This window comes from Nocardia alba NBRC 108234 (assembly GCF_001612665.1).
Taxonomy (GTDB): domain Bacteria; phylum Actinomycetota; class Actinomycetes; order Mycobacteriales; family Mycobacteriaceae; genus Nocardia; species Nocardia alba.
The window spans coordinates 37,547-56,855 of record NZ_BDAX01000016.1 but is presented as its reverse complement, the minus strand read 5'-3'; the positions used below and the strand labels follow the sequence as shown (position 1 = coordinate 56,855).

The window sequence follows — 19,309 nt, the reverse complement described above, 5'->3', positions numbered from 1 at the left end:
ACCGTGCGGGCGACAAGCCGGCTGGTTACGGTCGGAACATGTCCGATGCACTCGACGAACCAGTGTCCACCGATTCGGTCGCCCGATTCCGGCGCGCGACCACCGACAACGACATCAGCGCCTTGCTCGAAACCCTCACCGACGATGCCGAACTCGTCTCGCCGGTGTCGGGTCGGCTCGTCTTCCGCGGCCGAACCGACCTCGCCCCGCTACTCACCCTCGTCTATCGAGCGGTGCGCGAGCTGCGATGGACCGCCACTCTCGGCACCGGCGACACCCGAGTTCTGTTGGGCGAAGCCAAGTTCGGCCCGTTTCGGATGACCGAGACGATGGTGCTCGACCTCGATCCCGACGGCCGTATCCGGCGAATGCGCCCGCATCTGCGGCCCTGGCTCGCGCTCACCGCCGTGGCGGTGTGGTTGGGACCGAATCTGCTCCGCTATCCCGGGTCGGTTCGCCGGGCGGCACGTCCCGCGCGATAGCGCCGTCCTCGCGCAAACCCTCGGGGGTGAGTTCGAGCCTGCGGGTGACCCCGATGTCGTCGAGGAAGCGCTCGTCGTGGCTCACCACGATCAGCGCGCCCTCGAAACTCACCAATGCCTGGGTGAGGTGGGCCAGGCTCGGTAGGTCGAGGTTGTTGGTGGGTTCGTCGAGCATCAGCAGCTTGGGCGCCGGTTGCGCGAGCAGCAACGTCGCCAGCGCGGCACGCAAGCGCTCGCCGCCGGAGAGCGCGGCGGCGGCGATGTCGGCGTCGGCGCCGCGGAACAGGAAGCGCGCGAGCTGACCGCGGATCTGTTCGGGTGTCGCGTGCGGCGCGGCGGCGGCGACATTCTCGAACACCGTGCGCGTCTCGTCGAACACATCGAGGCGCTGCGGCAGCAACCGCCACGCCACGGTCGGTCCCTGCGCGACGATCCGGCGCAGCAGGGTGGTTTTGCCGACCCCGTTGCGCCCGGTCAACGCGATCCGCTCCGGGCCGCTCACACTCAGGTCGATCACCGGGCCGTTGGCCAGCTCGACCTGGCGCAGATCGAGCACGTCCTGTCCCGGATACAGCCGGGTGCCGGGGAGCTCGATGCGGATCTCCCGGTCCGCGCGCACCAATTCCGTCGCGTGGTCGAGGGTTTCGCGGGCGGAGTCCAGCTTGTCGATGTGTGAGTTGCGCAGCTTGCCCGCCGATACCTCCGCGGCGTTCTTGCGCAGTCCCGCGACGATCTTCGGTACTCGCTTGTTGTCCTGCATCTTCTGCGCGAAGCGCGCCCGTCGGTCCAGTTTCGTTCGAGCGTCGACGAGTTCACGCGCCTGCTTGCGGACATCGCTGCGCGCATCGCGAACGGCGGCGCGCGCCGCCTCCTGCTCGGCCTCGATGATCCGCTCGTAGTCGCTGAAACCGCCACCGAAGCAACGAATCTCACCCGAACGCAGTTCGGCGATACCGTCCATCCGGTCGAGCAGTTCGCGGTCGTGGCTCACCACGATCACGGTGCCCGTGAACTGCCGGATCACCGCGTAGAGCCGCGCACGCGCGACCGCGTCGAGGTTGTTCGTCGGTTCGTCGAGCAGCAACACGTCGGGTTCGCGCAGCAGTTCGGCGACTAGGCCGAGCAGCACGGTTTCACCGCCGGAGAGGGTGTCCAGGGTGCGGTCGAGATCGTCGACCGAACCCGCGACATAGTCGAGCCCGAGCCTGCCGAGCAGCGCGACGGCCTCGTCCTCGACCTGCCAGGACGCACCGACCGTGTCGAAGTCGGCGGGCTCGCCGATACCGCCCTCGATGCGGTGCAGCGCGTCGCGGACATCGGCGATGCCGAGCACGGCGTCCACACGCTGACCGGTCCGCAGGCCCAGGTCCTGCCGGAGGTAACCGAGGCTGCCCGGGACCGAAATCGACCCACGTACCGGCGTCAACTCACCGGTGATCAGCCGCAACAGCGTTGATTTCCCGGCGCCGTTGCTGCCGACGAGACCGATCTGCCCGGGTCCGACGACAGCATCGAGCCCGTCGAAGACGGCGGTGCCATCAGGCCAGTGAAAGGTGAGATCGGAAAAAGAAAGAGAGGTCATGCGGATCCCCTGGAGGTGCGACGGATACACGGTGCGCAGAATGCGGACCGTCCGAGAGCGCTACCTCAAGAAATCAACGCATGGCTCCGATCGCCGGGAACAAGACTCTTCATTGATAACACCGAACCACCCCGACGCGCCACCCTTTTTCTTCCTCCTGTGAGGCCCGTCATGACAACGCTAGCCTGGACGCGAGTCGCCAACTCACGGGCGAACCGATCGAAGGAGTGCGATGGCGACGATTGTGGTGCGCAAGGCGACCCGACACGATGTCGACGCGGTGGCCCAGACGCTGGCCCTGGCCTTCCAGCACGACCCGGTGATGAGCTGGATCCTGCCGGAACCGGATCGGCGAGCCGCCGGCCTGCCCCGATTCTTCGCCACCGTGGCCCGCCACCTCTTCTTACCGGCGGATGCCTCCGACCTGGCACTGCGCCCGGACGACACCGTAGGCGGCGCGGCCCTGTGGACCCCACCGCACCAGCAGAACCCGTCGACCCTGACCGAACTTCGCACGCTGCCCGGTATCTGGCAGGCGTTCGGTCGCCGTACCCTGGCCGGCAAACAGGTCGGCGACCTGCTGAAGAAGAACCATCCGACCGAACCACACTGGTATCTGGCGATGCTCGGCTCCGCCCCCGATGTCCGGGGCGAAGGCTACGGGCACGCCCTGCTGCACAGCCGACTCGACCGTGTCGACGCCGAGCACGCTGCCGCCTATCTCGAGTCGAGCAACCCGGTCAACGTGCCGTACTACGAACGCTTCGGCTTCGTCGTCACCGGCGAACTGCGGATCCCGGGCGGCCCGACGCTGTGGCAGATGCTGCGGGCAGCGCGCTGAATCAGAGCGTGACGATCGAGGTCACCGGGTAGGCGCCCTGGTGCTCGCGGCCCTTCAGGAACTCGAGTTCCAGCACCACGGCGGCGGCGACCACCTCGGCGCCGACCTCCTCGAACAGCGCGGCCGCGGCGGCGAGGGTACCGCCGGTGGCGAGGACGTCGTCGAGCAGCAGGATCCGCTTGCCCGTGAGATCGACGCCGTCGGCGGGGATTTCCAGTGCGGCGGAACCGTATTCGAGCTCGTACTCGCGCGAGACGACCGGCGGCGGGAGCTTGCCGCCTTTGCGGATGGCGAGCACGCCGGTGCCCAGCGTCGCGGCGACACCGGCGCCGAGCAGGAAACCACGCGCGTCGACGCCGGCCACGAGATCGGCGTCGGGTGCGATGGCGGCGAAGCAGTCGATGACCGCGCGGAAGCCCGCGGCGTCGGCGAACACCGGGGTGAGGTCGGCGAAACGCACACCCGCCGTGGGGAAGTCGTCGTGCCACCGGGTCAGCCGGGTGACCGCCTCGGCCGCCTCGGCGGTGCGCTCACTGGCCCGATCGTCGGACTCGACCACCGCGTGCTTGCTCATCAACCCTCTTTCGTCACGTGCACTCATCGCTGCAACACCCAGCGATCCATGTTCCACCCGGTACCGGCCTGTGTCGGCCCGGCGATCCCGTTCCGCATGCCGTGGCCGAACGCGATGACACGCGGCGTCGCGAACAAGGGAATGCTCGGCAGCTGCGCCCACAGCAGGTTCTCGGCCTCGGTCAGCAGGTTCAGCGTCGTGGTCGAGTTGGCCTCGCCCGCAAGCTGATCGGTGATCGCATCGTAGCGACCGTTAGCGAAGCCACCGAAATCGAGGCCGCTACCTGCCCGCAACGCGGCGAACGCGACCGTGCCCGCGCTCGACCCCGAGGGACCGGGCACCGACCCGGTTCCGCCGAGCACCGCGTCGACCGCGCCCTCCGGGAGCTTCACCGGCGTGAAGTCGGGCGAACCCGCGTCGACCACGGTGATACCGGCCCCTCGACAGGATTGGGCGATCATCGCCACGGTCTGCGCGCGCCGCGCGTCGGGGCCCTGATACCCGATCCGCACCGTCGGCTGCGCCGTGCCGGACGAGGCCAACGTCGCGGTGGCCGCGGGGATATCGGCGCCGCGATACCGATCGGCGCCCCCGACCACCGCCGGGTAGTACAGCGAATCCTGCTGCACCACATGGGCGTTCAGCACGCCCGCACCGAGCCCACGCTGCGCGGGCTCACCCGCCTTGCCCAGCGTGTCGAACAGCGCCTGGCGCGGCACACACTGCGCGAACGCCCGACGCACCTCCACCCGCGCGAACACCCCGCCGGTGGCGAGCACGAGCTGCTCGGCACCGCGGCTCGCGATCGTCGACTCGTCGAAACCGTCGAGCTTCAGATCCGCGACCGACCCCGCCCCGAGATCGACCACCCCGAGCGCGTTCTCCTTCGCCTTGGCGGCGAAGTCGGTGCCCTTGGGCCACACCACGATCCGCTTGGTCTCGGGCGGATCACCCCACCACTTCTCGTTGGCGACCAGCACCAAACCGTCCTTCGCGCTGAAGGACTCGATCCGGTACGGCCCCGAGGACGGGAACTTCGTCAGGTCGAGCGCCCCGGCCTTCACGGTCCAGCCGCTGTTCCAGAAATCGGCGATCCGGCCGATCGCCGCGCCGTCGCCGGTCTGCAGGGCGTTCACCACGTTCGGCACACCCACCGCCTGCGCCACCACGTGCGCCGGCATCACCTCGGCCGCGGCGAACAGCGTCCGCCACGGCAGGTAGTGCTTGCCCGGCCGGAACACCACGGTGGCGTCCTTGGACCCGGGCTGGCAGTCGATCCGGTCGATCTCGTCGTAGCCCATGGTGCTCGCCGCGTCGAACAACGAGACCGGTCCGCGGTCGCCGGGGCGGGTGAACTTGCCCGAGCGCGCCGACCAGGCCAGCACCAGGTCGTCGCAGGAGGTCTTCACCCCGTCGGAGTACACCCCGTCCGGGTTGAGCCGGTACTGCACCGTCTGGGTTTCGCCCGGCACTTCCTTGGCCGTGCCGACGTCGGTGTCGGCCACCTGCTGACCGTCGGGTCCGGTGTAGAAGAACCCGGTCAGCACCCGACCGAACACCGCCGCGGCACCGCTGCTCGCGCCGAGCGTGCTCGCGCCGTTGTAGCTGGCGACCGCGGCGTCGACCGCGTACCCGATGGAGGGCACCTGGTTCTTGGTCGAACAGCCGGTCACCACGGAGGTGGTCACAGCCGCCGTGGCGAGCACGGTGAGCAGTCGAATCGTGCTGCGTCGCATGATGAGACCCCCTGCTAGTCGGTCGTCAGTGCCTTCTCTGCTGCCGCTTTCCGCTCGGCCGCGCACCCGGCCGCGGCGCGCCGCTACCGGTCGGTCGCGAGCCACGGGCAGCCGTTGCGCCCACCGGAACCCGAGCGCCCACGCCGATACCGGCGCGCTTGTCCAGGACCTTCTTGGTGTGCGCGGCCACCGGGCCCCACCGTTCCTTGATCGAGACCAGCACCGGCACGGCGAGGAAGATCGAGGAGTAGGCACCGACGATCATGCCGACCAGCTGCACCAGCGCGAGGTCCTTGAGCGTGCCGACCCCGAGCAGCCACACCGCGATCACCAGCATGCCGATGATCGGCAGGATGCCGATCACCGTGGTGCTGATCGAGCGCATCAGCGTCTGGTTGGCGGCCAGGTTCGCCTGTTCGGCGTAGGTGCGCTTGTTCAGGTGCAGCACGCCTCGGGTGTTCTCCTCGACCTTGTCGAAGACCACCACGTTGTCGTAGAGCACGTAGCCCAGAATGGTGAGCAAACCGATCACCGCCGCCGGTGTCACCTCGAACCCGACCAGCGAATAGATACCCGCCGTGACGAACAGGTTGAAGAACAGCGACACGATCGCCGCGATGGACATATCCCGTTCGAAGCGGATGGCGATGTACACCATCGTCAGCAACACGAACACCGCCAGCGCGATCAACGCCTTCTGGGTGATCTGCCCGCCCCAGGTCTCGCTGATCTCGGCGATGCTGATGGCGTTGCGGGTCACCTGCCCGGACGAGTCCTTGGGCTGGAATTCGTCGTAGAGCGCGGTCTGGAGCTGTTCGATCTGATCCAGGTTCAGCGTCTCCGACCGCACCTGGATGGTGGCGGAGTCGCCGGAGCCGACCTTCTGCACCGACACCGGGCCGTGGCCGAGCGCCTGCGCGTAGACGTCTTCCACCTTCTGGGTGGTGACCCCCTCGGCGGCGGGGATCTGGATGCGCGAGCCGCCCTCGAAGTCGATACCGAGGGTGAAACCACGCACTCCGATGCTGAGCAGCGAGATCAGCAGCAGAGCCGCCGACAGCGCGTAGAAGAACTTGCGCCTGCTGACGATGGGGAAGCCGCCGGTGCCGGTGTAGAGCCGCTCGAAGAACCCGTGTTTCGGGCCCTGCGCGGGCTCGTAGGAGTCCAGGTTCACCGATTCCTCGGTGGGTGTGTCGTTGCTCATCGTGACATCTCCTTCGACCTGGCCTGGCCGCGTTCCCTGGCGATCTGCTGAACCGAGCCGAGTCCGTTCACCGACGGCTTGGCCCAGAACGGCGAGCGCGACGCGAGCATCAGCAACGGTGCGGTGACCAGGTACAGCACGATCACGTCGAGAACCGTGGTGACACCGAGGGTGAAGGCGAAGCCCTTCACCTGACCGGCGGCGAGCAGATACAGCACGACCGAGGCGATCAAGCTGACCGTCTTACCGGACAGGTTGGTGCGCTGCGCGCGCTGCCACCCGCGCGGCACCGCCGAGCGGAAGCTGCGGCCTTCGCGCATCTCGTCCTTGATGCGTTCGAAGAACACCACGAACGAGTCGGCCGTCAGACCGATACCGATGATCAGACCGGCGATACCCGCGAGGTCGAGGGTGAAGCCGATCCACCGCCCGAGCAGCACGATGATGCCGTAGACCGCGACGCCGGCCGCGATCAGCGAGAACCCGGCCAGCAGGCCGAGCATCCGGTACACCAGCAGGCAGTACAGCAGCACCGCGATCAGGCCGATGGCGCCCGCCAGCAGACCCGCCTTCAGCGAGGACAGGCCCAGCGTGGCCGAGACCGTCTCCGCTTCCGAGGTCTGGAACGACAGCGGCAGCGAACCGTACTTCAGCGTGTTGGCCAGTTCGGCCGCGCTGGCGGCGGTGAAACTGCCCGAGATGGAGGTACGGCCACCCAGCTGCGGGCCCTGCTGCACCTGCGGCGCGCTGACGACCTTCGAGTCGAGCACGAACGCGACCCGCTTGTTGACGTACTCACCGGTCAGCTTCGACCAGGCGTCGGCACCGGCGGACTTGAACTCGAGGTTCACCTCGTGCCGGGCCTGCTGGGAGTTCAGACCGGAGGTCGCGTCGGCGATCTCCTGGCCGTCGATCCGGCTCGGGCCGAGCAGGAACACCTCGGCGCCGTCCTGCGAGCAGGTGACGAGCGGCAGGGTCGGGTCGTCGTTGCCGGCCAGCGGATCGGGCTTGGTGCAATCCATCGCCGCCACGGCGACCTGCTGAACCTGCTGATCGGTGCTCTGGCGCAGCGCCTTGGCGTCGGCGATCTCCTTGGCCTGCTGCTGCTGGGCGGTGAGCCCACCGGGCGCCGGCGTGGGTGTGGGCGGTGCCTGCGCGGGGAAGACGCGCGACTGCGGTGCCGGGGTGGTCGGTTCCGCCGCGGGCGTGGTCGCCTCGCCGGTGGGCTGCGTCGATTCGCCGGGCGCCGGTGCGCTCGTCGTCGGGGGCGCGGTGCCGCCCGGCGGCGCGGTGCCGGTCGCGGGCGGGGTCGCTGCGCCCGCCTGCGGCTGGGTCGCGTAGAGCACCGGGCGGATGTAGAGCTTGGCGGTGGTGGCCAGCGCGCGTGCCTGCTGGCTGTCGTCGCCGGGCACCGTGATGACCAGGTTGTCACCGTCGATGACCACCTCGGAGCCGAGGACACCGAGACCGTTGACACGGCTGTCGATGATCTCCTGCGCCTTCTTCAGGCTCTCCTGGCTCGGCTTGTTGCCGTCGGGGGTACGCGCGGTCAACGTGACGCGGGTACCGCCCTGCAGGTCGATGCCGAGTTTGGCCGACGGGGAATGGTCACCGGTGAAGAACACCAGCGCGTAGATCACGGCCAGCAGCGCGGCGTAGACGCCGAGCAGCCGGAACGGATGCGCCGATCCTTGGGAAGGTGGCACAGCAGGTCATCTCCTAGGCGGAAGTCGAAGCTGGATCGGTGGGCACAACGGTGCCCGGCCCGCGACGCCAGTGCGCGCGGGCGGGAAAAGCGACTTGTCAGTCCTTGGTCAGCCGGGTCTCGGTCTGTTCCACGACTTCCTCGACGGGCGCGTCGGCGGCCTCGGGGGTCTCCTCGACCGTCTGCTCGTCGGCGCGTACCTCGCGAATCGCCTGGCGCAACCACGTGGTGACCACGTCTTCGGCGATCTCCAGGTCGATCGTGTTCTCGTCGAGGTCGACGATGGTGCCGTACAGACCCGAGGTGGTGACGACGGCGTCACCGACCTTCAAGGCCTCCTGCATCGTCGTGACCTTCTCGGCCTCCCGCTTCTGTTTGCGGATACCGAAGAACATCGGCACGAGCAGGGCCAGGATCAGCAGCGGAAACAGGAAGTCCATCGTCGAAGTCAGTCCCTAGTCAGTGGTGGACGTGCGAGTACGCCTGACAGTCTGCCAGTTCCCCGCCGCGGCGACACACCGGACACCGACGCGCGAGTGAAACGACCCCGGTCCGCGGGGGTGAGAACCGGGGCAGACGCGTTCAGGTGACGGGTCCGTAGGTGTAATCGTCGAGCGGGAAGGTGACGGCCTCGCGGTGCGCGGCGGCGGTGCTGGTCGGGCGCAGCAGGGCCGCTTCACCGTGCTGGTTGAAGTAGTAGCTGCGCGCGGTCGAGCAGTCGCCACCGTAGAAGACCGAGGAGCCCAGCCGGTCGGTCATCCGGTCGAGGAATTGCGCGTTGGCCGCGTCGGTGACCTCGAAGGTCCGCTCGCCACGGCGGAACAGTTCGGCGAACAACCTGCCCATGTGCTTCATCTGGGCTTCGATGGTGGTGAAGTACGACAGCCCGCTGTAGGAGTAGGGACTGTTGAGACACAAAAAGTTCGGGAACTTGGGCACGGTGATGCCCTCGTAGGCCTGAAAACGGTTGTCGCGCCAGAACTTTCCGAGGTTCACGCCGTCGCGGCCGACGATCTCGAAGGCCGGGAAGTTCACGTCCCACAGGTTGAAGCCGGTGGCCAGCAGCAGGGTGTCGATCTCGGTCTTGTGACCGTCGGCAGTGACGATGCCGTCGGGTTCCACGTGGTCGATCGAGTTCGTCTCCAACCGCACGTGCGGTTGGTTGAATGTCGTGAAATAGGTGTTGGAGAACGTCGGACGCTTGCAGCCGAAGTCGTAGTGCGGGGTGAGCTGCTCCCTGGTCCGCGGATCACGCACCTGCGCGAACAGGTGGGCCTTGGCCAACGCGGCGGCGACCCGGTTGAACGGTTTCGCCTGCTTGTAGTGCAGCACGCCGACCACCATCAACGCCTCCAGCATGGCGGTATTGACCAGCCGTGCCGCCTTCTGGGTGAGCGGAACCTTGTCGAACACCGCGCGCACCGCCCCCGGGATCGGCGCGTCGATCTTGGGCACCACCCAGATCGGGGTCCGCTGGAACACGGTCAGCTCATCGACCTGCTTGGCGACCTCGGGCACCAGCTGCACCGCGGTGGCGCCGGTGCCGATGACAGCGGCCCGGCGACCGGTCAGGTCGTACTCGGCGTCCCAGTCGGTGGTGTGGATGATCTTGCCCGCGAAGGACTCGATGCCGGGGAACGGCGGCGTGTAGGGCTGGGACAGGAACCCTGTCGCCGCGACCAGATAGCGCGCGGTCAGCGTCTCACCGCCGGCGATCGTCACCACCCAGTGCTGGTTCTCCGCGTCCCAGCGCGCACCGTCGACCACGGTCGAGAACCGCATCCGCCCGCGCAGATCGTATTTGTCGGCCACATGCTCGGCGTATTTCTTCAGCTCGGCACCCGGCGCGAACAATCGGGTCCAGTGCGGATTCGGTTCGAAGGAATAGGAGTACGTCACCGAGGCGATGTCGACCGCCAGACCCGGATACCGGTTCACGTGCCAGGTGCCGCCCAGGTCGTCCTCCCGTTCCAGGATGACGAAATCGCGCAACCCGAGCCGGTCGAGCTCGATACCGGCGCCGATGCCACCGAATCCCGCCCCGACCACGACCGCGTCGAACTGAGGCACCACGCCGAACCTCCACCCTGAGATCGAGAACCCTCGCCATCAGAATGACACGTCATTCTGATTACATCGAATGTAACATCGTCAAGGTGACGAAGCCATCCTCGCGAATCGACCAGCGCAAAGCCGAATTGCGCAGGGAGATCATCGATACCGCGTTCGACTGCTTCGCCGAGAAGGGTTATCACGCCACCGGAATCGCCGATATCGCCACGCGTCTGGGCATCGGGCACGGCACCTTCTACCGCTACTTCGCGAACAAGCGCGACATCATCGACCACGTCATCGACGAGGTGAGTGGGCGCATCTTCGGCGCGCTCGACCAGAACATGGAACCCGAAAGCACCGCCACCATCGAGGAATACGGCGACCTGATCGACCGGATCAGCGACTCACTCGGCCGCGTGGTGCGCGAAGACCCGCGCGCGGCGCACCTGCTGCTGTTCCACACCACCGGCATCGACGACGAACTCACCGAACGGGTGTACGGCCTGATAGATGCCACCGAGATCCTCATGACGCGCTACCTCGAGCACGGTGTCCGCATCGGATACCTACGCGCCGATATCGATACCGTCAACACCGCCAAAGCCGCACTCGGCATGATCGTCGCCGGCCTGATCGCCGGGATGCGAACCCCTGATCCGGCATCGATGTCGGTGTACAGTCACGCCGTGCGGCGACTTTTCATCGATGGCGTGCGCACCGCTGCCCGATAGCGAAAAGCCGTGGGATAGAAGGGCAATCCTGAGACAATGACCGCTGTGACGCCCGACGATGTGAGCCGCACCCACTTCGCCATGCCGACCCTGGGGCATCGCGGCTACCACGCAGACGAGGTCGATGCCTTCCTGGAACGGGTATCGGCCACCCTCGACGGGCAGGGCGCGCTCACCGCCGACGATATTCGTCACGTGCACTTCGGCGCGCCGCGTTTCGGCGGTCGCGGATATCAAGCCGACCAGGTCGACGACTTCCTCGACCGGGTACGGACCGAACTCGAATACCGCCAGAAGGGCGGCGCTCCCGTACCGGCGGCGCGAGCGGGCGACAATATCGCCGAGATACTCACCCCCGACGATGTGCACCGTATGCGGTTCACCCAGTCCGCGGTCGGCAGACGCGGCTACCACGAGGAAGAGGTCGACGCGTTCCTCGACCTGGTCGCGGCGACGCTGGCCCACAACGGCCCCGGCAGCCTCACCACCTCCGACGTACGCGGCGTCCGCTTCACCGACACCCGCCTCGGCACCCGCGGCTACTCCCGCGAAGAAGTCGACGCCTTCATCGACCTGGTGATCACCGCATTGGAAAACCCCGAACGCGGGAGGTGATTCCGGCGGTGCGGCCGCCGGTGTGCGTTATCCCTGGATGCTGTGGAGTTCGGCTTCGCGCAGGTCGTCGGGGAAGACGTAGCGGCGGAAGGCCCAGAAGCGGAACGCCATGGCCAGCAGGACGCCCAGGATCTGTCCCGAGATGAAGTTGGCGACCATCTGCACCGTCGCATCCACGTGCGGCACACGCAGATTCAGTGCGTAGAGCGACAGCGCCTGCGGAATCATCGTGACCACGATGCCGAGGGCGCTGACCGCGAAGAACAGTGCGGCCTCGTGACTACGCTGCCTGCCGCCGCGCGCGTTGAACGACCACTCGCGGTTGAGGATGTAGGAGGCGATGGTCGCGATCAGCGCGCCGAGCAGGCGCGCGGTGAGCGGCTTGTCGCCGAGCACGGTCAGCTTCACCGCGTAGACGACGCCGGTATCGATGAACCAGGTGATCGCACCGACCACGGCGAATTTCAGGAGTTCCCGATGCTTCAAGAGCAGGGAACGCAACGGCTCGGGGAGTCGTTGCACCACCTCTAGGACTGCCACCGAATCGACAGTAGACGACCCAGCGGCGCCGTGCCCGCTCGGAGCAGAGGTATCTCACTCATAGCTGTCGGCGCTCGGTTGTGGTTCGCGCCCGCGCACTTCGATAGCGCCGATCACCAGATCCGGCGGCGGCACCAGGCCGAGATGTTCCCAGGCGCCCGCGGTCGCGACCCGGCCGCGCGGTGTGCGGGCGACGAGTCCGGCGCGCACCAGGAACGGTTCGCAGACCTCTTCCACGGTGGCGGCTTCCTCGCCGACGGCGACGGCGAGGGTCGACACGCCCACCGGTCCCCCACCGAATCCCCGCACGAGCGCACCCAGGACGGCTCGGTCGAGCCGGTCGAGGCCGAGCGCGTCGACGTCGTAGACCTCCAGCGCCGCCATCGCGATGGGATGGGTGATGACGCCGTCCGCCCGCACCTCGGCGTAGTCGCGAACGCGGCGCAGCAACCGGTTGGCGATCCGGGGCGTGCCCCGCGAGCGTCCGGCGATCTCGGCGGCCGCGTCGTGATCGATCCGCACACCGAGAATGCGGGCCGAGCGGGTGAGGATCCGCAGCAGCTCGGCGGGATCGTAGAAGTCCATATGCCCGGTGAAGCCGAAGCGGTCGCGGAGCGGACCGGTGAGCGCACCCGAGCGGGTGGTGGCGCCCACCAGCGTGAACGGGGCGATATCGAGCGGTATCGAGGTGGCGCCGGGACCTTTGCCGACGACCACGTCGACGCGGAAGTCCTCCATCGCCAGGTACAGCATTTCCTCGGCCGGGCGGGCCATCCGGTGGATCTCGTCGATGAACAGGACATCGCCCTCCACCAGATTGGACAGCATGGCGGCGAGGTCGCCCGCGCGTTCGAGCGCGGGCCCGGAGGTGATGCGCAGGGCGGTGCCGAGTTCGCCGGCGATGATCATCGCCATGCTGGTCTTGCCGAGGCCGGGTGGTCCCGACAGCAGGACGTGGTCGGGGGTGGCGCCGCGCTGACGCGCGCCACGCAGGACCAGTGCGAGCTGTTCGCGCACGCGGGGCTGGCCGATGAAATCGTCGAGCGAGGTGGGGCGCAGACCGGTCTCGGCTTCGCCGTCGGTGCTGAGATACCGGGCGGTGAGGTCGGATTCGTCGGTTTCGGCGAAGGAGTCGAAGTCGTCGTCCACGCCGCTACCTGTTCTTGCCGAGCAGGTTGAGCGCCGCGCGCAACGCCACCGAGGTGGTGGCGGCGGTCTGGTCGGCGAGAACGGTGTCGACGGCCTGTTCGGCCTGCTTCGCCGGGAAGCCGAGCCCGATGAGCGCTTCGCAGACCTGTTCGCGCACCGGCGTACTCGGCGTGTGCGCGCCGGGCGGACCGGTGGGCACGGCCACCTGGTCCACCTTGTCGCGCAGTTCGACGACCATCCGCTCGGCGCCGCGCTTGCCGATGCCGGGAACCCGGGTGAGGGCGGCGACATTGCTCTCGGCCAACGCTTTTCGCAAGGCTTCGGGTTCGAGCACGGCGAGCACCGCCATCGCCAGGCGTGGGCCGACGCCGGACACGGTCTGCAACAGTCCGAACAGTTCGCGCGCTTCGGTATCGGCGAACCCGAACAGGGTCATCGAGTCCTCGCGCACGATCATCGCGGTGTAGAGGCGGGTCTGTTCGCCGCGGGTGAGCCCGGCGAGGGTGGCCGGGGTGGCGTTGAGGCGATACCCCACGCCCGCGGCCTCGATCACCACGTGATCGAGCGCGATCTCGAGTACCTCCCCGCGTACCGACGCGATCACCCGCGTACCACCTTCCGTTGTTCGGCGAGCCGTTGTTCGTAGCGGCGGCGGATCTCGTCCGCCTGCGCCTGCGCGGCCGCCATCCGGTCCAGTAGCGGCGCCCGCCAACAATGGCAGATCGCCAGTGCGAGCGCGTCGGCGGCATCGGCCGGTTTCGGCGCGACCCGCAAGCCGAGAATCCTTGTCACCATCGCGGTGACCTGTGCTTTATCGGCCGTCCCGTTACCGGTGACAGCCGCCTTCACCTCGCTGGGGGTATGGAACGCCACCCGGATCCCGCGCCGTGCCGCGGCCAGCGCGATCACCCCGCCTGCCTGCGCGGTCCCCATCGCGGTGCGCACATTGTGCTGCGCGAACACCCGCTCGATCGCGACCGCTTCGGGCCGATGCGTATCCATCCACTCCTCGGCGGCATCGGCGACAGCCATCAACCGCAGCGCCAGCTCGGCGTCCGGCGGGGTCCGCACCACCCCCACATCGAGGGCGACCACCTTTCGGCCCGGTCCGCTGTCCACCATGCTGAGCCCGCACCGGGTAAGCCCCGGATCGACGCCCATCACCCGCACCGGCCACCCCTTCGAAGACACGAACAGTTGTTCGAAAGTCTAGAGCATCCCCCGATTCCGGCCGACCAACGACACGAGCTCACGTCGGCCCGGCGGCGAACCACGCAGCACCGGAGGCCTTGCCCCGCCCCAACTCCCACCGACCGTCGACCTCGACCGTGTAGAGATCGGATGTCCGAATCGGCCGTATCCGGCACAGTGATCATCGGTACGTTGAACCGCGATCTCCGCCCGATATCGCCCTGCGCGTATGCGCATTCGTGACATCGAGCCGAATATGTCGTCGAATCGCGAATATTCGAGTGGATGTCAGGAATTCACAAAACGCGGAAAAACTCTACGCGGACCGACAGGGACAATGACACACCTGCTCGGCGATATTTGACGCTAATGAAATCAATTCGTGTTCGGGCGTCAACTCGCCAGCGTCGACCTCGGAGTGCGAGTCTGGATAGGCAGGAGTGCTTTCGCGGCGCTGCATGACCGGAATTCGTTCGCCTCGAAGGTGCCGGGCACAGATTCATTGCCTGTGGAACTAGTGAAATATCTGGAGGCGTCATGGCGACATCTGATAATCGGAATCCTCGATCGAGAGGCGAGAAATTCGGAGTAGCGAACAAAGTAGTCGACCACCCGTACACCGTAGAGCGCCTGGTCGAAAGGCCGGTCGAGACCATCGTCGACAAACCGGTGACGATGGAGCGCCTGATCGAACGCCTGGTGGTGGACACCGTCGACAACGTGGTCGACAAGCCCGCCCGGGTATCGCGCTTGGTCGAACACCCGGTGGTCACCGTCGTCGACAAGGTCGAAGACCGGGCCGTCCGGGTCGATCGGCTCGTCGAGCACCCGGTCGTCACCGTCCACGACGATGTCGTCGACAAGCCGGTGACCATCAATCGCCTCGTCGAGCAGCCCCGGGTCAAGCTTGTCGACGACATCATCGACATGCCGGTGAACGTTCCGCGACGGGTCGAGAAGCCCGTGGTCACGATCGTCGATGACATCGTCGACAAATTCGTCGATGTCCACCGTCTGGTCGAGCACCCGATCGTCAACATCGTCGACAACGTCACCGACAAGCCGGTCGATGTACGGCGCAATGTCGAGCACCCGGTGGTCACCATCGTCGACAAGATCACCGACAAGCCCGTCGAGGTCCAGCGGCTCGTGGAGAAGCTGGTGGTCACCGTCGTCGACCAGGTCCAGACCAAGCCGACCGAGGTGCAGCGTCTGGTCGAGAACCTGATCGTCGACATTCGCGACAACGTGGTCGACAAGCCGGTCGACGTCGAACGCCGCATCGAGCAGCCGATCGTCTCGGTGGTCGACAAGGTCGTCGAGATCCCCGTGCAGCGCATCGTCGAACGGGTGGTCGAGAAGCCGGTGGACAAGATCGTCGAACGGGTCGTCGAGAAGCCGGTGGAGAAGATCGTCGAGAAGATCATCGAGGTTCCGGTCGAGAAGATCGTCTACAAGACCGTGGAGAAGCCGGTCGAGAAGATCGTCGAGGTCGTCGTGGAGAAGCCGGTCATCAAGACCGTCGAGGTACCACGCGAGGTGGTCGTCGAGAAGATCGTGCACAAGCCGGTCGAGAAGATCGTCGACCGCGTGGTCGAGAAGATCATCGAGAAGCCCAACATCATCGAAAAGGTCGTCGAGAAGCCCGTCGACCGGGTGGTCGAGAAGGTGGTCGAGAAGCCCGTCCTTGTCGAGAAGGTGGTCGAGAAGCCCGTCGACCGCGTGGTGAACCGGGTTGTGGAGCAGCCCAACATCATCGAGCAGACCGTCGACAAGCCGGTCGACCGCGTGGTGCAGAAGATGGTCGAGAAGGTCAACGTCATCGAGAACATCATCGAGAAGATCGTCGATCGCCCGGTGTCGCGGATCGTGGAGAAGCCCAACATCATCGAGCAGGTCGTCGACAAGCCCGTCGACCGCCCGGTGCCGCGGATCGTGGAGAACCCCAACATCATCGAGAAGGTGATCGAGAAGGTCGTCGACCGCATCGTCAAGAAGGTCGTGGAGAAGCCGCACGTGGTCGAGAACGTCGTCGAGAAGCCGGTCGACAGGGTGGTGAACCGGGTCGTCGAGACCCCGAACATCATCGAGAACATCGTCGACAAGCCGGTCGACCGCGTGGTCGAGACGGTCATCGAGCGTCCGACGATCGTCGAGAAGGTCATAGACAAGCCGGTCGAGGTGGTCCTCGAAAAGACCGTCCATACCCCGATTCTGGTCGAGAAGGTCGTGCACAAGGACGTCGAGATCGTCGAGGAGCGGGTGGTCGAACATCCCGTCGAGACGGTCGTCGAGCGGATCGTGGAGCGCCCGGTCTACAAGGACGTGGAGCGAATCGTCGAGAAGCCGGTCGAGAAGATCGTCGAAGTCGTGGTCGAGAAGCCGGTGATCGTGCACAAGTACATCGAGCGGCCGGTCGAGCGAGTCGTCGAACACTACGGCGATACGACCTCCACCGTTGTGCACGAAGCGGCCGCCGAGGCATCGCAGGCGCACCCGATCTATGTCGGCGACCAGCAGGCAGCTCGGACGGAGTGGGTCGAGCGCGACACCGGTCTGCATCCGGCCGACAACATCGCCGGCGGCGACAAGTCGCCGGGCGCGCACCGCGACGACAAGAAGAACCGTCGTCACCGTCGCTGATCGTGGATTTGTCGATTCGAGGTTTCGTCCGCTACGGCGGCAACTCTGGAAGAGGTGTTTGTGAAATGAGTACACCTGCGCACTACCTACGGCATCGATCGGCGAGGAAACGGCGCTTCACCAAGCCGGCCGCGATCGGTGGATCGGCCGCGGTGCTGGCGTTCGGTTTGTTCGCGCCGATCCCCGGCGCGCTCGCCCAGCCGAGCCAGGACGCGGTCGCCGCGATCGACAGCCGCTACGAGGCTTTCGGTGGCGCCGGTTCGCTGCTGGGCCAACCGGTCGGCGGCGCCACCGAGCTCAGCGGCGGCGCCGAGCGCGCCTACACCGGCGGTTACATCTACTACTCGCCGAGCACCGGCGCGAAGGTGATGTACGGCGGTATCGGCGACCGCTATCGTGCCCTCGGCGGTCCGGAAGGCTCGCTCGGGTACCCGACGAACGACGAATCGGCGACCAGCGACGGCGTCGGCCGATTCAATGATTTCGCCGCGCCGGGCGGTGCCGCGATCTATTGGAACCCGGCATCGAGCGCCTGGGTGGTCAGGGGTCCGGTTTTGCAAGCGTGGCGCTCCAGCGGCGACATCAGTGGCCCGTTCGGCTACCCCACCGCGGACATGGTGTCGGCCAACGGCGTGGACACGGGTGCGTTCACCGGGCCCGCGGGCACCGAGATCAGCTGGTCGCAGGCCGCTGGACTCGCCACCGTGCCTGCCGCGCTCGCTGCCACGCTGCCCGGATTCAGCGCTGCCGCACCGAATGTGGAAGGACCAGCACCCGTGGCGCTACCGGAGGCCGACACACCCGTTGCCGCTGACGATTCCGGCATCAACAGATGGTGGGGCCTGCCGATAGGCTTGGCTATCGCCGCCGCCGCGGGCGGGCTCATGGCGATGGTCGGTCGCCGTCGGCACACCGCCACGGCTACCTCGCCCGCCCACGCCCGTGGGTCGGTGGCACCCAAGGTCGAGCCGGTGACCCGTCCTCGACTCGATCGGCCCGCGACACCGAAGGCAGCACCCGTCGCGCCGCCGCGGATGCCCGCCCCGCCCCGGGCAACCACAGCGGGGATCAGCCCCGACACCGGACGGCCGCTGCGAGCGGACGCCGTCCACGCGCCGATGGACCGCAAAGCCGCTCCGTTGATCGATCGCCACGATATCGAGGCGGCCGGTGAATTGGACGTCGTCTACGAGAACAATGCGATCGGCGCGAATCAGCGCAGTTCCGATGACAAGAGCGACCCGTACCGATAGAAGGAGACATCATGGAATGGCTGCTCGGTCTACTCGGCGGGCTCGTCGGCGGGAATATCGCCGGTATCGGCAAACCGGGACTCAACGTCGCGACCAATTCCGCGGCCGGAGCCGTCGGCGGCGGTATCACCGGCGGAATCATCCAGGCGACCACCAGTAGTGGCCTGGATATGGCTCAGATAATCGGCCAAGTGGGCGGCGGCGGCGCGGTCGGCGCGGTGCTGACAACGCTTGTCGGCCTGATGGTCGGAAACCGGAAAACGACAACCCCCGTGTGAATTCGGTATCGAAGGCGGGCCCACCGAGGTGGGCCCGCCTGCTATTTCTTCAGCCCCCCACCGCTGCCCGAAACTGTCTCGATTCGCGTCGTGTTCCTCAGTGTGCCGGGGTGTCGACGTCGTCCCCGGGTACCGTCGAGTGCGCAGAGATGGTCGGTCCGTCCGAGACGAGGAGAACCCCACATGGCCGTACCCACCGGTGACGTCGTGCCGACGCCCGACGGACGGGATCTGGTGATCACCCGGTCGCTGGGGTTGCCGATCGAGGAGGTGTGGGCGCGGTTGACCGACCCGCATCTGACCTCGAGCTGGTACGGCACCTGGGAGGGTGACGCGGGCACCGGCAACACGATTCGGGTGCAGATGCGGTTCGAGGAGGGCGAGCCGTGGTCGTCGATGCACATCGACGACTGCACCCCACCGATCCACCTCGGCGTTTCCTCGACCGACCAGATCGGCGTGTGGCGGCTCGAGGTGACCCTGCTCGACACCGGACCGACCACCGAACTGCGCCTGGTCCACCACCTGACCTCGGAGTATCAGCTGACGGAGATCCCGCAGATCGGTCCGGGCTGGGAGTACTACGCGGATATGTTCGTCGCCGCGAGCACGCACACCGACCGTCCCGATTTCGCCGACTACTACCCGTCGATGGCGAGCTACTACCAGCAGCGCGCGTCCTAGCCCGAACGTGAACCGCCCCAGCCGAATGCATGGCCGGGGCGGTTCG

The 19,309-nt window shown here is 66.9% G+C and carries 19 protein-coding genes; 8 read left to right on the top strand and 11 right to left on the bottom strand.

Annotation, left to right across the window (positions count from 1 at the left end):
* The first annotated feature begins 38 nt into the window (after positions 1 to 38).
* On the top strand, positions 39 to 482 hold the full coding sequence (locus NA12_RS18025; RefSeq protein ID WP_084472872.1) for a nuclear transport factor 2 family protein: 444 nt from the start codon (positions 39 to 41) through the stop codon (positions 480 to 482).
* Here NA12_RS18025 and NA12_RS18020 read toward each other — a convergent pair.
* Positions 400 to 2,064 (bottom strand): ABC-F family ATP-binding cassette domain-containing protein, encoded by a 1,665-nt coding sequence (locus NA12_RS18020; protein WP_084472871.1) that lies wholly within the window; start codon positions 2,062 to 2,064, stop codon positions 400 to 402. The genes NA12_RS18025 and NA12_RS18020 overlap by 83 nt on opposite strands.
* Positions 2,065 to 2,296: 232 nt before the next feature.
* Between NA12_RS18020 and NA12_RS18015 the strand changes: the two genes are divergently transcribed.
* Positions 2,297 to 2,905, top strand: a complete 609-nt coding sequence (locus tag NA12_RS18015) for a GNAT family N-acetyltransferase (protein ID WP_067452213.1) — start codon at positions 2,297 to 2,299, stop codon at positions 2,903 to 2,905.
* Position 2,906: 1 nt separating this feature from the next.
* Here the strand turns inward: NA12_RS18015 and NA12_RS18010 are convergent, their stop codons facing one another.
* The 6 genes from NA12_RS18010 to NA12_RS17985 all read right to left on the bottom strand — a co-directional run bounded on the left by NA12_RS18010 (position 2,907) and on the right by NA12_RS17985 (position 10,197).
* The gene (locus tag NA12_RS18010) at positions 2,907 to 3,479 is read right to left on the bottom strand and encodes an adenine phosphoribosyltransferase (RefSeq protein WP_067452211.1); all 573 of its coding nucleotides are present in this window, start codon (positions 3,477 to 3,479) and stop codon (positions 2,907 to 2,909) included.
* 23 nt (positions 3,480 to 3,502) lie between these two features.
* Entirely contained in the window at positions 3,503 to 5,215 is a 1,713-nt protein-coding gene (locus tag NA12_RS18005) for an ABC transporter substrate-binding protein (RefSeq protein WP_067452209.1), read from the bottom strand.
* Positions 5,216 to 5,240: 25 nt separating this feature from the next.
* Positions 5,241 to 6,419 (bottom strand): protein translocase subunit SecF, encoded by a 1,179-nt coding sequence (gene secF / locus NA12_RS18000; protein ID WP_067452200.1) that lies wholly within the window; start codon positions 6,417 to 6,419, stop codon positions 5,241 to 5,243.
* Positions 6,416 to 8,125 (bottom strand): protein translocase subunit SecD, encoded by a 1,710-nt coding sequence (gene secD / locus NA12_RS17995; RefSeq protein WP_067452197.1) that lies wholly within the window; start codon positions 8,123 to 8,125, stop codon positions 6,416 to 6,418. Before secD ends, secF begins: the two co-directional genes overlap by 4 nt.
* A 97-nt stretch (positions 8,126 to 8,222) precedes the next feature.
* Complete coding sequence (gene yajC / locus NA12_RS17990; RefSeq protein WP_067452194.1) at positions 8,223 to 8,564, bottom strand: preprotein translocase subunit YajC; 342 nt, start codon at positions 8,562 to 8,564, stop codon at positions 8,223 to 8,225.
* 142 nt (positions 8,565 to 8,706) lie between these two features.
* Complete coding sequence (locus NA12_RS17985) at positions 8,707 to 10,197, bottom strand: flavin-containing monooxygenase (protein WP_067452188.1); 1,491 nt, start codon at positions 10,195 to 10,197, stop codon at positions 8,707 to 8,709.
* An 83-nt stretch (positions 10,198 to 10,280) separates the two neighbouring features.
* Here NA12_RS17985 and NA12_RS17980 point away from each other — a divergent pair, with 83 nt between their 5' ends.
* Both NA12_RS17980 and NA12_RS34895 read left to right on the top strand, forming a co-directional pair.
* Positions 10,281 to 10,910: a TetR/AcrR family transcriptional regulator gene (locus tag NA12_RS17980; protein ID WP_243654970.1), complete on the top strand. Its 630-nt coding sequence runs from the start codon at positions 10,281 to 10,283 to the stop codon at positions 10,908 to 10,910.
* A gap of 36 nt (positions 10,911 to 10,946) precedes the next feature.
* The gene (locus NA12_RS34895) at positions 10,947 to 11,525 is read left to right on the top strand and encodes a DivIVA domain-containing protein (protein ID WP_067452186.1); all 579 of its coding nucleotides are present in this window, start codon (positions 10,947 to 10,949) and stop codon (positions 11,523 to 11,525) included.
* Positions 11,526 to 11,552: 27 nt separating this feature from the next.
* On the opposite strand, the gene NA12_RS17970 is transcribed toward NA12_RS34895, so the two are convergent.
* The 4 genes from NA12_RS17970 to ruvC are packed head-to-tail and all read right to left on the bottom strand — an operon-like array spanning position 11,553 to position 14,384.
* A complete protein-coding gene (locus tag NA12_RS17970) occupies positions 11,553 to 12,065 on the bottom strand; it encodes a GtrA family protein (RefSeq protein ID WP_165914829.1) in 513 nt (170 codons plus the stop codon).
* Between the two features lie 54 nt (positions 12,066 to 12,119).
* The gene (gene ruvB, locus NA12_RS17965; protein ID WP_067452174.1) at positions 12,120 to 13,214 is read right to left on the bottom strand and encodes a Holliday junction branch migration DNA helicase RuvB; all 1,095 of its coding nucleotides are present in this window, start codon (positions 13,212 to 13,214) and stop codon (positions 12,120 to 12,122) included.
* A gap of 4 nt (positions 13,215 to 13,218) precedes the next feature.
* Positions 13,219 to 13,818: a Holliday junction branch migration protein RuvA gene (gene ruvA, locus NA12_RS17960; RefSeq protein WP_067452171.1), complete on the bottom strand. Its 600-nt coding sequence runs from the start codon at positions 13,816 to 13,818 to the stop codon at positions 13,219 to 13,221.
* On the bottom strand, positions 13,815 to 14,384 hold the full coding sequence (ruvC, locus tag NA12_RS17955; RefSeq protein WP_067452168.1) for a crossover junction endodeoxyribonuclease RuvC: 570 nt from the start codon (positions 14,382 to 14,384) through the stop codon (positions 13,815 to 13,817). Before ruvC ends, ruvA begins: the two co-directional genes overlap by 4 nt.
* A gap of 696 nt (positions 14,385 to 15,080) precedes the next feature.
* Between ruvC and NA12_RS17950 the strand changes: the two genes are divergently transcribed.
* From NA12_RS17950 to NA12_RS17935, 4 genes are all read left to right on the top strand, one after another.
* Positions 15,081 to 17,048, top strand: a complete 1,968-nt coding sequence (locus NA12_RS17950; protein WP_067452165.1) for a hypothetical protein — start codon at positions 15,081 to 15,083, stop codon at positions 17,046 to 17,048.
* 65 nt (positions 17,049 to 17,113) lie between these two features.
* Entirely contained in the window at positions 17,114 to 18,301 is a 1,188-nt protein-coding gene (locus NA12_RS17945; RefSeq protein WP_084472870.1) for an LGFP repeat-containing protein, read from the top strand.
* Positions 18,302 to 18,312: 11 nt separating this feature from the next.
* Positions 18,313 to 18,579 carry a hypothetical protein gene (locus NA12_RS17940; RefSeq protein ID WP_067452160.1) on the top strand — a complete coding sequence of 89 codons (267 nt, stop codon included), beginning with the start codon at positions 18,313 to 18,315 and terminating at the stop codon, positions 18,577 to 18,579.
* Between the two features lie 183 nt (positions 18,580 to 18,762).
* Positions 18,763 to 19,263, top strand: a complete 501-nt coding sequence (locus NA12_RS17935; RefSeq protein WP_067452157.1) for an SRPBCC domain-containing protein — start codon at positions 18,763 to 18,765, stop codon at positions 19,261 to 19,263.
* The last annotated feature ends 46 nt before the right edge of the window (positions 19,264 to 19,309 follow it).